This is a genomic window from Corynebacterium comes (assembly GCF_009734405.1).
Lineage (GTDB): Bacteria > Actinomycetota > Actinomycetes > Mycobacteriales > Mycobacteriaceae > Corynebacterium > Corynebacterium comes.
Map to the genome: position 1 here is coordinate 468,817 of NZ_CP046453.1, position 12,776 is coordinate 481,592.

14 protein-coding genes are annotated in these 12,776 nt (G+C 64.3%); 11 read left to right on the forward strand and 3 right to left on the reverse strand.

The window, feature by feature from the left end; translation table 11 throughout:
• Positions 1-34: 34 nt before the first annotated feature.
• From CETAM_RS02325 to betT, 3 genes are all read right to left on the reverse strand, one after another.
• Positions 35-1,513, reverse strand: a complete 1,479-nt coding sequence (locus tag CETAM_RS02325; RefSeq protein WP_156226899.1) for an MFS transporter — start codon at positions 1,511-1,513, stop codon at positions 35-37.
• Between the two features lie 5 nt (positions 1,514-1,518).
• Entirely contained in the window at positions 1,519-2,760 is a 1,242-nt protein-coding gene (locus tag CETAM_RS02330) for an amidohydrolase (RefSeq protein ID WP_156226900.1), read from the reverse strand.
• A 269-nt stretch (positions 2,761-3,029) separates the two neighbouring features.
• Positions 3,030-5,243: a choline BCCT transporter BetT gene (betT, locus tag CETAM_RS02335; protein WP_231587552.1), complete on the reverse strand. Its 2,214-nt coding sequence runs from the start codon at positions 5,241-5,243 to the stop codon at positions 3,030-3,032.
• Positions 5,244-5,844: 601 nt separating this feature from the next.
• Between betT and rpsH the strand changes: the two genes are divergently transcribed.
• The 11 genes from rpsH to infA all read left to right on the forward strand — a co-directional run bounded on the left by rpsH (position 5,845) and on the right by infA (position 12,710).
• Positions 5,845-6,243, forward strand: a complete 399-nt coding sequence (gene rpsH, locus CETAM_RS02340; protein ID WP_156226902.1) for a 30S ribosomal protein S8 — start codon at positions 5,845-5,847, stop codon at positions 6,241-6,243.
• Between the two features lie 16 nt (positions 6,244-6,259).
• Positions 6,260-6,796, forward strand: coding sequence for a 50S ribosomal protein L6 (rplF, locus tag CETAM_RS02345; RefSeq protein WP_156226903.1), 537 nt, complete (start codon positions 6,260-6,262; stop codon positions 6,794-6,796).
• A gap of 2 nt (positions 6,797-6,798) precedes the next feature.
• A complete protein-coding gene (gene rplR, locus CETAM_RS02350; RefSeq protein WP_156226904.1) occupies positions 6,799-7,203 on the forward strand; it encodes a 50S ribosomal protein L18 in 405 nt (134 codons plus the stop codon).
• Positions 7,204-7,243: 40 nt separating this feature from the next.
• Positions 7,244-7,894, forward strand: a complete 651-nt coding sequence (gene rpsE / locus CETAM_RS02355) for a 30S ribosomal protein S5 (RefSeq protein WP_156226905.1) — start codon at positions 7,244-7,246, stop codon at positions 7,892-7,894.
• 2 nt (positions 7,895-7,896) lie between these two features.
• Positions 7,897-8,082 (forward strand): 50S ribosomal protein L30, encoded by a 186-nt coding sequence (gene rpmD, locus CETAM_RS02360; RefSeq protein ID WP_156226906.1) that lies wholly within the window; start codon positions 7,897-7,899, stop codon positions 8,080-8,082.
• A 6-nt stretch (positions 8,083-8,088) separates the two neighbouring features.
• Positions 8,089-8,538 carry a 50S ribosomal protein L15 gene (rplO, locus tag CETAM_RS02365; RefSeq protein WP_156226907.1) on the forward strand — a complete coding sequence of 150 codons (450 nt, stop codon included), beginning with the start codon at positions 8,089-8,091 and terminating at the stop codon, positions 8,536-8,538.
• 253 nt (positions 8,539-8,791) lie between these two features.
• The gene (secY, locus tag CETAM_RS02370) at positions 8,792-10,114 is read left to right on the forward strand and encodes a preprotein translocase subunit SecY (RefSeq protein ID WP_156226908.1); all 1,323 of its coding nucleotides are present in this window, start codon (positions 8,792-8,794) and stop codon (positions 10,112-10,114) included.
• Complete coding sequence (locus CETAM_RS02375) at positions 10,111-10,656, forward strand: adenylate kinase (protein WP_156226909.1); 546 nt, start codon at positions 10,111-10,113, stop codon at positions 10,654-10,656. The genes secY and CETAM_RS02375 overlap by 4 nt, the downstream gene beginning before the upstream one ends.
• Before the next feature lie 83 nt (positions 10,657-10,739).
• Positions 10,740-11,534 (forward strand): type I methionyl aminopeptidase, encoded by a 795-nt coding sequence (gene map, locus CETAM_RS02380; protein ID WP_156226910.1) that lies wholly within the window; start codon positions 10,740-10,742, stop codon positions 11,532-11,534.
• A 62-nt stretch (positions 11,535-11,596) separates the two neighbouring features.
• Complete coding sequence (locus tag CETAM_RS02385) at positions 11,597-12,313, forward strand: L,D-transpeptidase (RefSeq protein WP_156226911.1); 717 nt, start codon at positions 11,597-11,599, stop codon at positions 12,311-12,313.
• A 178-nt stretch (positions 12,314-12,491) separates the two neighbouring features.
• Positions 12,492-12,710 carry a translation initiation factor IF-1 gene (gene infA / locus CETAM_RS02390; protein WP_003854422.1) on the forward strand — a complete coding sequence of 73 codons (219 nt, stop codon included), beginning with the start codon at positions 12,492-12,494 and terminating at the stop codon, positions 12,708-12,710.
• Positions 12,711-12,776 lie beyond the last annotated feature (66 nt).

Genomic DNA, 12,776 nt, shown 5'->3' on the forward strand with positions numbered 1-12,776 from the left:
CTTCCGCCCCGCCGGGGAGTTGAAGAGCAGGTGGCTACTTCCTGTCGGCGGTCTCCTTGCCCGCGCTGTCGGGGATGAACAGGATGATGGAGGCCAGGGCGATCAGGCCCATGATGAGGTTCGCGGCGAGTCCGACCATGCCCGCCTCGCGGATCGCCACATTGTCCTGGCGGCCGACGAAGTCGACGGCCTCGCCGACGATCTCCAGTCCGCCCTCCTGCAGGGCGGTGAAGAGAGCCGCGGAGATGGCCACGCCGAAAGCCGCGCCCAGGGACGACGCCATCTTGTAGATGCCCGAACCGGAACCGGCCTGATCCTCCGGCAGGGAGGACAGTGCCGCGTCGGTGGAGGGGGTGGCGTAGAACGCCAGGCCCAGGCCGAACAGGGAGTACGCGATGATGGCGAGGATCTGGTAGGTGCCCTGCATCACGTTGGTGGCCATGAGCATGAGGATGGACACCAGCACGATGAGCGTGCCCCAGATCATCGGTTTCTTCGCGCCGAACTTCTGCAGCAGTTTCTCACCCACCCGGATGAACGCGATGATGAAGATCGCGTAGCCGAGGGTCAGATAACCCGCGTTCGCGGCTGACAGGCCGCCTGCGCCCTGCAGGACCCAGAGGGAGACGGCGAGGGTGCCGGCGGTGGCGTTGAGGAGAAAGTTCGAGATGGTGGCGCCGGTGAACACCATGTTCCTGAACAGGCCGAAGTTGACGAACGGAGCGGAGACCCTCTGCTCGTTACGGATGAAGAACGTCAGGGCGATGATGAACAGTGCAACCAGACCCCAGGTGATCATGCTGGTCCAGCCGATCCCGGAGCCCTGGGTGACCACGATCTGCAGCGCGATCATGGCGATGGCGAAGGAGATGATGCCGGACCAGTCGGTGCGGGTGGTGGAACCGGCGGCCGGGGCGGATTCAGGGATGTGGCGCATGAGCAGGATCGACACCACAGAGACGACCGCGCTGATGATGAAGATGGAGCGCCAGCCCAGCACGGTGGAGGCCATGAAACCGCCGAAGATGGAACACAGTCCGGAACCGCCCCAGGAACCGATCGACCACATGGAGACGGCGCGCTGTCGGTCTTTGCCCTCCCAGTAGGTCTTCACCAGTGCCATCGTCGCCGGCATGATGCAGGCGGCGGACAGACCCTGGAGGATGCGACCGAGCAGAACGAGCGGGGTGGCGAGCCCGCCGAAGGCCAGGGCGATCATCAGGGAACCGACGATGCTGAGGATGTTGCCGATCATGGCGATCTTCACGCGCCCGATCCGGTCGGCCAGGCCACCGGCGACGACGATGAAGATGCCGGAGAACAGTGCGGCCAGGGCGATGGCGATATTCATCGTGGACATCGGCATGCCCATGTCCTCGGCCATCACCGGGCCGATGTTGAGGGTGGTCTGCGCGAACAACCAGAACGTGACGACGGCGAGGACGATGCCCAGCAGCGCCTTGTCATCACCCTTGAAGGTGTTCGTGCGGGGAACTGCAGCTGTAGTGGTCATGGCGGTTACGTGTCCTTCGTGGTCAGCCAGGCGGCGGCCGCAACGACGGCGGCCTGCACACCAAGGTCGAGGGTGGGCTGGAGGTCCGGGGCGAAAGCCGGGTTGTGGTTGCCCGGGGCATTGGCCATGTCGGCGAATCCGCCGATGCCCCAGTAGGTGTACGGCACGCCCAGTGCGTCCGGGATGATCGAAAAATCCTCGGAGGCGGGCACGGGCGTCAGGTCGAGGGACTTCTCCCCGAAGTAGGCGTCGAAGGCGCCGCGGACCGCGGCGGTGACGTCGACGTTGTTGTCCGTCAACGGGTAGGCGTCGTAGTAGGTGAATTCCGGGTCCTGCGGACTCCGGGCGGCGGCGCACTCCTGACGAATGATCCGCTCGATCGCCTCGTGGATGTGCTTCTCGACGTCGCTGTTGTAAGCCCGCGTGTTGATCAGCAGTTCCGCCGACGCGGGGATGATGTTCGACTTTGTTCCGGCATGGATCGCGCCGACCGTGACCACCGCCGTCTCCCGGGCCGCGACCTCACGTGACACGATCGTCTGCAGCCGCATGACGATGGCCGAGGCGAGCACCACCGGGTCGACGCCGAGCTCCGGCATGGAACCGTGCGACCCTTTGCCGTGGACGACCACCCTGATGGAGGCGGCTGCCGACAGCACCGGGCCGGCGGTGGTGGCCACGGCGCCGCCCGGGACGGAGGCCAGCACATGCTGGCCGAGGTAGACGTCCGGCTTCGGCATGGCCTCGGCGATGCCGCTCTCCACCATGTCCCGGGCGCCGGCGGCGGTCTCCTCGGCGGGCTGGAAGACACCGATGAAGGTGCCCTGCCACGCGTCGCGGTGCTGCTGGAACGCCAGACACGCGCCGAGCAGTCCCATGATGTGGAAGTCGTGCCCGCAGGCGTGGGCCACCGGGGTTTCCTCGCCAGTGGCTTCGTTGACCTGGGTGGCTGTGGAGGCGTAGGGCTTGCCGGAAACCTCCCGGACGGGGAGGCCGTCGATGTCACCACGCATGGCGACGACGGGGCCTGCCCCGTTCTCGATCACGGCGACCAGCCCGGTCCGGCCCACCGGGCGGACGTCGACACCGGCCGCCTCGAGTTCAGCCCTGATGCGTGCGGAGGTCTCATCCTCCTGCATCGACAGTTCGGGGGTTCGATGGAAGTGTTCGTACAGATCCTCGCGGGCGGGGCGGGTCGAATCCAGGTCGCTCAGGAGGGTGGAGACTGCTTCAAGGTTCAGGGTCATTGTGGCAGGTGTCCTGTTCTCAGGGCCGGCCCGAGGACGACTGACTGCACCGGGTCGACGCGACGGTCATGGTGCGGAATCGGTCCGACTGAGCACTGCTGGGGGACCTGAGCCACTCCACGCTTCTCTGTCAATATGTGACGCTATCCAGCCTATTCCTCCTCCCGTCGCTGCACCAGGTCAAGCGGCAAAATCAGGCACGCCACATCAGGCGGCGCCCGGCCCCGACGGCGACACGAAGGGGCGTCGACAAGCATGCGGGAAGGTCCCTACCTGGGGTCGGTGACCGTCTGCCGGTCTACTGCCCCGGAGGTCTCGACCGGCGGGGTCAGGACAGAGGCGGTGAGGACCTCGGCGGAATAGTTCAGGAAGCCGATGTGGCCCTCGAAACGGTCGATGACATCGTCGATGATCTGACCCGAGGTGAGGCCGTAAAGGTCATAACCTTCGGAGCCGGTCCCGGTGAAGACCTCCAGGCGGTGAAACTCCTGGATCCTGGGGGAGGGGCGGGCGCCGAAGGTCGGCACGGCGGTGGGCACCGCGACCACGCGGTAGAGGAAGGCACGTTCCTCCGGGATGGAGACGTGCAGAGAATAGGTCGGGATTGCGGTGGGGGTGTCCTTTACTGAATCGAAGGAGGCGTCGTGGCCCTGCTTCTGGAACTCTGCGGCGACTTCCTCCAGCGCCGGGGCGACAGTGTCGTCGATGAAGCGGCGGATGGCCTTGTCCGAGGGATAGTTGCGCATGCCCGCCAGTCGCTGACGCCAATTTCGCTCGGGTGCGCGACCGCCCGTCGCGGCTTCTGTGCGACGATGCAGGATCTGTCCCTCCCGGTCGGCCTTCTCCATACGCAATGCCTTCGTGAAGGAGAACATGACCAGGTAGGCGACGATCGTCACCGGCAGGGCGAAGATCAGCGTCGCATACTCCATGGTGACGACACCGCCGGCGAGCAGCATCGCGATGGTCAGCACCGCAGTGAGGACCGCCCAGTAGATACGCAGCCACTTCGGGCCATCCTCTGAGGGGTCCGGGATGGAGGAGGAGAAGTTCGACATGACCATCGCGCCGGAGTTGGCGGAGGTCAGGTAGAAAAGCAGGCCGGACAGGGTAGCCAGTCCGATGAGGAATGTCGCGCCGGGGAACATCTCCAGCAGGGCGTACCAGCCCCGTTCCGGGCTCTCGATGGCCAGCCGGCCAAACGCGGTGTTGCCCTGGAAGACGACCTCGTTGATGGCGCTGTTGCCGAATAAGGAGACCATCACCAGGTCGCAGAGCACCGGGATGGTGATCGCGGCGATGACGAACTCGCGCAGCGTGCGGCCCCGCGATATGCGTGCCAGGAACAGGCCGACGAATGGACCCCAGGCCAGCCAGAAGGCCCAGAAGAACAGGGTGTTCCCTGCCATCCATTCACCGCCGTTGAGCTCATAACCCATGGTCTGGGTGATGCGTTCGGGCATGGTCCAGAAGAAGCGTCCCATGTTTTCCACCAGGGAGTTGAGCAGGAAGGCGGTCTCTCCCGCGATGAGTATGTAGAGCATCATCGCCGCGGCCACCCACAGGTTCAGCTCGGAAATGATGCGGATGCCCTTGTCGACGCCCGAGGTGCATGCCGCGATCGTCATCACAACGGCGACAGCGACCAGCGACACCTGCAGGCCGAGCCCCTGGGGCAGGCCGAAGAGGATGGAGAATCCGACGTTGAGCAGCACGACACCGATGCCCATTGAGGTGGCAACTCCCATCACGGTGCCCACCAGGACGATGATGTCCAGTGCGTCACCGGTGATTCCGCGCACGCGTTTGCCCAGTAGCGGATAGAGCGCGGCACGGATGGACAGCGGCATGCCCCAGCGGTATGCGAAGTAGCCCATCGCCATGCCGAGAAGTGCGTACATGGCCCAGCCGGCCATGCCGTAGTGGAACATGGTCCAGATGACGGAGTCCTGCAGGGCTTCGGTGCTCTGCGGGTCCGCGTTCGGCGGGTCGATGTAGTGGCTGATCGGACCGGTCACGGAATAGAAGAGCATGTCGATGCCCACTCCGGCGGCGAAGAGCATGGCAACCCAGGTCACGAGTTTGTACTGGGGCCTGGAATGGTCCGGCCCGAGCCGGACGCTGCCCTCACGGGAGAATGCGACCCAGATGACGAAGCCGATCACGATCGTCACGGTGAGGACATAGATCCAGCCGAGGTTTCCGCCGATCCACAGCACCACCGAATGCATGGTCTCCGAGGAGTGGGTGGGGGCGAAGATCGCCCAGAGTGAGAAAGCGAGGATGATCGCCGAGGAGATGCCCAGTACCTGCCAGTTGACGCGGATCCGGCTGTCCTTCGGGATCTCCGCGGACCCCTTGGAAAGCTCCCGGGATGAGGCTGGGGGCCGGTTTTCCTCCCGGTGGGCCTCACGCCGGGTGCGTTGAGGTCTCCTGAGATTATCCAGGGGCGTGGAAAGTCCATTCGGTTTCTGGTCGGGCATGCTGATGTCCTCGGATTCACCCATAGGGCATTCACTCTCTCTCAGTCACACCGGGAATGATCCCGGAAGTTGGAAACAGCAATACCCGCGGTCGACGCATCGTTCCCTGTCTTGACCGGACCCCCGCCCGCCGTCTTCCACGGGATCATGCTGTTCAAAACCGTGCTCATGCTCCGGCATTTATGCTTCGGAGACAAGGCCATGTTAATGGAATGACTATTAATGGCAAACTTTGATCAACTTTTCGGATTGGCGGAGGGTGGTGTCGCGACGGGTGGGGGGTGGGTGTCGGCGGTGGGCCGGACGGGGCTTGCCTGGAGGGAGGTGACCGCAACCGGAATTTTGTTCTGCTGTCGAAGAGGGGTATTCTGAACCGCTGGACCTGTGCTCCCCGCCTATGTGGTGGGCCGGAGTCCATCCTGAGAACTGAACATTCAACTTTGTTGCAGGCCCCCCGCCAATTCTGGCGACCGAATGGAAAGTGGCAGCGAGCGCCCCGGACTATTGAGTCCGTGGGAGCGTCAAGTGGCCCGACGGAACATTCGGCAAACGCCCCGGTGGGTAAGGGAACCGCAACGAGAAAGGTAAACGGTCACAACACATGACCATGACTGACCCAATTGCCGACATGCTGTCGCGCGTGCGCAACGCAAACCATGCGCACCACGATATCGTGTCGATGCCCTCTTCGAAGCTGAAGATCAACATCGCGGAGATCCTCAAGCAGGAGGGCTACATCGCTGATTACAAGGTCGAGGACGCCAAGGTCGGCAAGACCCTGTCCCTCGAGCTGAAGTACAGCCCGTCCCGCGTCCGCTCCATCGCTGGTGTCCGTCGCGTCTCCAAGCCGGGTCTGCGCGTGTACACCAAGTCCACCAACCTGCCGCAGGTCCTCGGTGGCCTGGGCGTGGCGATCATCTCCACGTCCCAGGGTCTTCTGACCGACCGCCAGGCAACCGAGAAGGGTGTAGGCGGAGAAGTCCTCGCCTACGTCTGGTAAGGGAGGATAGAGCACTATGTCGCGCATCGGTAAAAACCCGATCACCATCCCCTCCGGCGTCACCACCACGGTGAACGGCCAGAACATTGAGGTCAAGGGTCCCAAGGGCACCCTGAACTTCGATCTCCCGGCCCCGATCTCCGTCGCCGTCGAGGAGAACCAGATCGTTGTCACCCGTCCGGATGACAACCGCCAGAACCGCGCACTCCACGGTCTGTCCCGCTCGCTCGTCAACAACCTGGTTGTCGGCGTGACCGAGGGCTACACCATCAAGATGGAGATCTTCGGCGTCGGTTACCGCGTCCAGGCCAAGGGCAAGAACCTCGAGTTCGCCCTCGGCTACTCCCACCCGATCCTGATCGAGGCTCCGGAGGGCATCACCTTCGCGGTAGACGGCACCACCAAGCTCTCCATCACGGGTATTGACAAGCAGCAGGTCGGACAGATCGCCGCCAACATTCGTCGTCTGCGGAAGGACGATCCCTACAAGGGTAAGGGCATCCGCTACGAGGGCGAGCAGGTCCGCCGCAAGGTCGGAAAGACGGGTAAGTAAGCATGAGCAACACTGCAGAGAACACCAAGCGCACGCCGGTAGGCAAGGATATCTCCACCCGCCGTCGCGAAGCCCGCGCACGTCGTCATTTCCGTATCCGCAAGACCCTGCGTGGCACCCCCGAGGCGCCGCGTCTGGTCGTGCACCGCACCTCCCGCCACCTGCATGTCCAGGTCATCGACGACCTGGCCGGCCACACCCTGGCTGCCGCCTCCACCATGGAGCCGGAGATCCGCTCCATCGAGGGCGACAAGAAGGCCAAGGGCGCCAAGGTCGGCGAGCTCATCGCAGAGCGCGCCAAGGCCGCTGGCATTGAGCAGGTCGTCTTCGACCGTGCGGGTTACAAGTACCACGGTCGCGTCGCCGCTCTGGCTGATGCCGCTCGTGAAGGTGGTCTGAAGTTCTAATGACCATCGCAATCAAGTACATCAACGGAAGGATCGCGTAATGCCGGGACGTGAACGGCGTGACGGCGGACGCACCGCCGCCAGCAGCACCAACACCAATACCAACGAGCGTAACGAGCGCAAGGGCGGCAACCGCCGCGAGCGTGACGATCGTCGTAACCAGCAGCAGGACGAGCGTAACCAGTACATCGAGCGCGTCGTCACCATCAACCGAGTCTCCAAGGTTGTCAAGGGTGGTCGTCGCTTCAGCTTCACCGCTCTCGTGATCGTTGGCGACGGCCAGGGCATGGTCGGCGTCGGCTACGGCAAGGCCAAGGAAGTTCCGGCCGCTATCCAGAAGGGTGCTGAAGAGGCTCGCAAGAACTTCTTCCGCGTCCCGATGGTCGGTGGCACCATCACCCACCCGGTCCAGGGCGAAGCCGCAGCGGGCATTGTCATGCTCCGCCCGGCTGCCCCGGGTACCGGTGTCATTGCCGGCGGCGCAGCCCGCCCGGTGCTTGAGTGCGCCGGTGTCCAGGACATCCTGTCGAAGTCCCTGGGCTCCGACAACGCCATCAACGTCGTCCATGCCACTGTGGCCGGCCTGAAGCAGCTTGTTCGCCCCGAGGAGGTTGCCGCACGTCGCGGTAAGACCCTCGAGGAGGTCGCCCCGGCCCGTATGCTGCGTGCACGCGCAGGTAAGGAGGCCTAATCATGGCACTGAAGATCACACTCGATAGGGGTTTGATCGGCGAGAAGCCGAAGACCCGTGCCAACCTTCAGGCCCTCGGCCTGAGGAAGATCCGCCAGTCCGTGATCAAGAAGGACAACGAGGCCACCCGCGGGATGCTCCTCGTCGTGCGCCACCTGGTCACCGTCGAAGAAGTGGCAGGGGAGTAGTACAACATGAGCGAAATCATCAAGCTCCACGACCTGCGCCCGGCCAAGGGCGCCAACAAGCCGAAGACCCGCGTCGGTCGCGGTGAAGGCGGCAAGGGCGGCAAGACCGCCGGCCGCGGCACCAAGGGCACCAAGGCCCGCAACAAGGTGTCGATGGCATTTGAGGGTGGCCAGATGCCGCTCCAGATGCGTCTTCCGAAGCTCAAGGGCTTCAAGAACCCGAACAAGGTCGTCTTCCAGGTCGTCAACATCGCCGACCTCGAGAAGGCCTTCCCGCAGGGTGGCGACGTCACCCTCGCCGACATCGTCGCCAAGGGCCTCGTTCGCCCGAAGCAGCCGGTGAAGGTGCTGGGCGACGGCGACCTCAGCGTCAAGCTGAACGTCACCGCCACCAAGTTCTCCCGGTCTGCCGTCGAGAAGATCGAAGCAGCCGGCGGATCGGTCACCGAGGTCTAAACCGGACTCTCCGACCCTTACGCCACCGCAACCCCCCGCCCACCAGACTTCTGGTGGACGGGGGGTTGCGTGTTTCGCCCACGGAAATTCGTTTCCGGTGGTCGTCGCGCACCCGGGTCCCGCCGCCCGGGACTCGCGGTGTGGAACCTTGACACCGCCAGCCTCAGGTGTCACTGCTAGGATGATCGAGTCAATCGTGTCAATTCCCGCACCCCCGGCATTTCCGTGTCGGGCGGTGAGGCCAGGAGGCTTCGTGTCCGCCATCATCCAGGCATTCAAGGACGTCGATCTGCGTAAGAAGATCATCTTCACAGTGCTGATGGTGATCATCTACCGCGTGGGCGCGCAGATCCCGTCGCCAGGCGTCGACTATGCGTCAATCAGTGGTCGACTGCGTGAACTCACCCAGGAGCAGGGCAGCGTCTACTCGCTGATCAACCTCTTCTCGGGTGGCGCGCTGCTGCAGCTGTCGATCTTCGCCATCGGCATCATGCCCTACATCACCGCGTCCATCATCGTGCAGCTGCTTACCGTCGTCATCCCGCACTTCGAGGAGCTGAAGAAGGAAGGCCAGTCGGGGCAGGCGAAGATGATGCAGTACACCCGCTACCTCACTCTGGCGCTTGCCCTGCTGCAATCCGCGGGCATCGTCGCCCTGGCTGACCGTCAGCAGCTGCTGGGGCAGGGTGTGGAGGTCCTCACCGCGGACCGCACGCTGTGGGATCTGATCATGCTCGTCGTGGTGATGACCGCAGGTGCCCTGCTCGTGATGTGGATCGGTGAGCTGATCACCGAGAAGGGCATCGGCAACGGCATGTCCCTGCTGATCTTCGCCGGTATCGCCACCCGTCTGCCCACTGACGGCATGAACATCCTCCAGGCCTCGGGTGGAGTGGTGTTCGCCGTCGTCGTCGCGGCCGTCATCCTGCTGGTCATCGGCGTCGTCTTCGTCGAGCAGGGCCAGCGCCGCATCCCGGTGCAGTACGCCAAGCGCATGGTCGGTCGCCGTCAGTACGGCGGCACGTCCACCTATCTTCCGCTGAAGGTCAACCAGGCCGGCGTCATCCCGGTGATCTTCGCGTCCTCGCTGATCTACATGCCGGTGCTGATCACCGAGATCTTCAACTCCAGTTCGACCGCTGTCGCGGACAACTGGTGGCAGCGCAACGTCATCCAGTACCTCATGACTCCCGCGTCCTGGCAGTACATCCTGGTGTACTTCGTGCTGATCATCTTCTTCTCGTATTTTTATGTGTCGGTTCAGTACGACCCGCACGAGCAGGCAGATAACATGAAGAAGTACGGTGGTTTCATCCCGGGCATTCGTCCGGGACGACCGACCGCTGAGTATCTCGGTTTCGTCATGAACCGTCTGCTCTTCGTCGGCGCCGCCTACCTCGGCATCATCGCTGTCCTGCCGAACATCGCCCTCGATCTGGGTGTCGGTAACGCCAGCGCGGGCATGTCGGCCTTCGGCGGCACGGCCATCCTGATTATGGTGTCGGTCGCCTTGACAACCGTGAAGCAGATTGAATCCCAGCTTCTCCAAAGCAACTACGAAGGACTGCTCAAATGAGACTTGTACTCCTCGGACCCCCCGGCGCCGGCAAGGGCACCCAGGCCGTTATCCTCTCTGAGAAGCTGGGCGTGCCCCACATCTCCACCGGCGATCTCTTCCGCGCCAACATCGGCGAAGGCACCCCGCTGGGTGTCGAGGCCAAGCAGTACATCGACGCCGGCAAGCTCGTGCCCACCGACGTCACGGCCCGCATGGTCAAGTCCCGTCTCGGGGAGCCGGACGCAGCCGACGGTTTCCTCCTCGACGGCTTCCCCCGGACGGTCGAACAGGCGGAGATCCTCAAGAACCTGCTCGCCGAAGAGGGCCATGAGCTCGACGGCGTGCTTAACTTCCAGATCGCCGAGGACGTTGTCGTGGAGCGCATGCTCTCCCGCGGGCGCGCCGACGACAACGAGGAGACCATCCGTACCCGTCTCGGCGTCTACCGCGACGAGACCGCCCCGCTCATCGAGCACTACGGCGACAAGATCATCTCCATCGAGGCCGAGGGCGAGGTCGAGGAGATCAACGACCGCGCCGTGAAGGCCCTGGGCAGGTAACCACCTGCCCGACAATGGGGGCCGCGTTCCGGAGAACACCCGGGCCGCGGCCCTTCCCCCTTTTCCAGTCAGGAGCACACACCATGGGATTCCGATCCAAGAAGCGCGCCATTGCCGCGAAGACCCCGGGCGAACTCGATGCGATGCAGGCGGCCGGCGAGATCGTCGGCCGGGCCCTGCAGGCGGTGAAGGCCGCCGCAGCCCCCGGGGTGAGCACCCTCGAACTCGACGCCGTCGCCGAGTCCGTCATCCGCGAGGCGGGGGCGGTCCCCAGCTTCCTCGGCTACCAGGGTTTCCCGGGGTCCATCTGCGCCTCGGTCAATGACGTCATCGTGCATGGCATCCCCTCTGAGGAGCAGGTGCTGCTCACAGGGGACTTCATCTCCATCGACTGCGGTGCAACGCTGGACGGCTGGGTGGGGGACTCGGCGTGGTCCTTCGGGATCGGCGAGGTCGACGAGGACGTCGACAAGCTCAACCAGGCGACCGAATGGGTGCTGGCCGAGGGCCTGAAGGCGATGGTCCCCGGCAACCGGCTCACCGACGTCTCACACGCCCTGGAGGTGGCCACCCGCCGCGCCGAGGAGAAGTTCGGCGTGAAGCTCGGCATCGTCGACGGTTACGGTGGCCACGGCATCGGTCGGGCGATGCATGAGGACCCGTACCTGGCCAACGAGGGGCGGCCGGGACGTGGCCCGCGCATCCAGGCAGGGTCGGTGCTGGCGATCGAGCCGATGCTCACGCTGGGCACGACCGACTCCGCACTGCTCGACGACGACTGGACGGTGGTCACCCTCGACGGCTCCATCGCGGCGCACTGGGAACACACCGTCGCCGCGACCGAGGAAGGCCCCCGCATCCTCACCCCCCGAAGGTGAGATGGACCTCACAATCGTGTCCCGTCGGGTGGAGTAACAAGCCCGGGTTTATACTCCAACACATGCTCGCATTCTCTCGCCGTCTCAACGGTCTCCTCGTTTCCGTCGCCACAGTCGCAACTCTCCTGGTTGCACCTGCTGCTGCGCAGGCACAACCCGCGATCCCCGCCTCCTCCTCCGACCTCTCGGGCGCCGTCGGTTCCTCGCAGGCAGACCTTCGTGACGCCGCGTGGGACACCCGCGGCCAGCTCCACCGGCAGTCTTCCGTACTGCACCCGCAGGCCGCCAATGCCGTGCTCGGTGCATATGACGCCGCCGTGGAGGGGGCCTTCCCGGGGCTGATCAACCAGCGCACCGAGGCCGCCCGCCCCAAGCCCGCACCGGCACCGGCGCCGGCACCGGCACCGGCGCCCGTCCCGGTCGTCAACAACGGCCCCTGCCCGGCCGACGCCAGGGTGTGCGTGGACATCGACGGCCGCCGTACCTGGCTGCAGCGCAACGGTCAGGTCTCCTACGGGCCCGTCAGCCACGCCCCGGGCAAGCCGGGCCAGGAGACCCCTCGCGGCACCTTCTGGGTCAACCGTAAGGTCAAGGACGAGATCTCCTACGAGTTCAACAACGCGCCCATGCCCTATGCCGTCTACTTCACCTACAACGGCCACGCCTTCCACATGGGCAACCTCGCCTACGAGTCCGCCGGCTGTGTCCGTCTCGCCCCGAACGACGCCGTCACCTACTTCAACGAGCTCCAGATCGGCGACAAGGTCTTCATCTACTAGGGGATTTGAGCGGGGAGCCTGAAAGCCGGGGGGCTTTCCGGCACGATCGGGGGTTTTGGTTTTCCACGCCCCTGCAGGTATTGTGGTTTTTTGGTGTATATGCTGCCGCGTATGCACCTGCAGTAGACCTGTAAATCAGCAGGTGCCGTAACCAGCCGGCACCAGGAATGTGGAGGATATGGCAAAGGAAGGCGCCATCGAGGTTGAGGGCCGGATTGTCGAGCCCCTGCCGAATGCAATGTTCCGCGTCGAGCTTGACAACGGACACAAAGTTCTCGCTCACATCAGTGGCAAGATGCGCCAGCACTACATCCGTATCCTGCCCGAGGATCGCGTCGTTGTGGAGCTGTCTCCGTACGACCTGACCCGCGGACGCATCGTCTACCGCTACAAGTAGGACAAACCGCCTCCTTACTCCACGGCATTCGCCGCGGGGTTGCTTAACGCCGCCCCTGCGAGTGCC

Excerpts from the sequence above, each read along its gene's own strand:
- CETAM_RS02325 (WP_156226899.1), bottom strand. The coding sequence starts at position 1,513 with ATGACCACTACAGCTGCAGTTCCCCGCACGAACACCTTCAAGGGTGAT.
- CETAM_RS02330 (WP_156226900.1), bottom strand. The coding sequence starts at position 2,760 with ATGACCCTGAACCTTGAAGCAGTCTCCACCCTCCTGAGCGACCTGGAT.
- betT (WP_231587552.1), bottom strand. The coding sequence starts at position 5,243 with ATGCCCGACCAGAAACCGAATGGACTTTCCACGCCCCTGGATAATCTC.
- rpsH (WP_156226902.1), top strand. The coding sequence starts at position 5,845 with ATGACCATGACTGACCCAATTGCCGACATGCTGTCGCGCGTGCGCAAC.
- rplF (WP_156226903.1), top strand. The coding sequence starts at position 6,260 with ATGTCGCGCATCGGTAAAAACCCGATCACCATCCCCTCCGGCGTCACC.
- rplR (WP_156226904.1), top strand. The coding sequence starts at position 6,799 with ATGAGCAACACTGCAGAGAACACCAAGCGCACGCCGGTAGGCAAGGAT.
- rpsE (WP_156226905.1), top strand. The coding sequence starts at position 7,244 with ATGCCGGGACGTGAACGGCGTGACGGCGGACGCACCGCCGCCAGCAGC.
- rpmD (WP_156226906.1), top strand. The coding sequence starts at position 7,897 with ATGGCACTGAAGATCACACTCGATAGGGGTTTGATCGGCGAGAAGCCG.
- rplO (WP_156226907.1), top strand. The coding sequence starts at position 8,089 with ATGAGCGAAATCATCAAGCTCCACGACCTGCGCCCGGCCAAGGGCGCC.
- CETAM_RS02375 (WP_156226909.1), top strand. The coding sequence starts at position 10,111 with ATGAGACTTGTACTCCTCGGACCCCCCGGCGCCGGCAAGGGCACCCAG.
- map (WP_156226910.1), top strand. The coding sequence starts at position 10,740 with ATGGGATTCCGATCCAAGAAGCGCGCCATTGCCGCGAAGACCCCGGGC.
- CETAM_RS02385 (WP_156226911.1), top strand. The coding sequence starts at position 11,597 with ATGCTCGCATTCTCTCGCCGTCTCAACGGTCTCCTCGTTTCCGTCGCC.
- infA (WP_003854422.1), top strand. The coding sequence starts at position 12,492 with ATGGCAAAGGAAGGCGCCATCGAGGTTGAGGGCCGGATTGTCGAGCCC.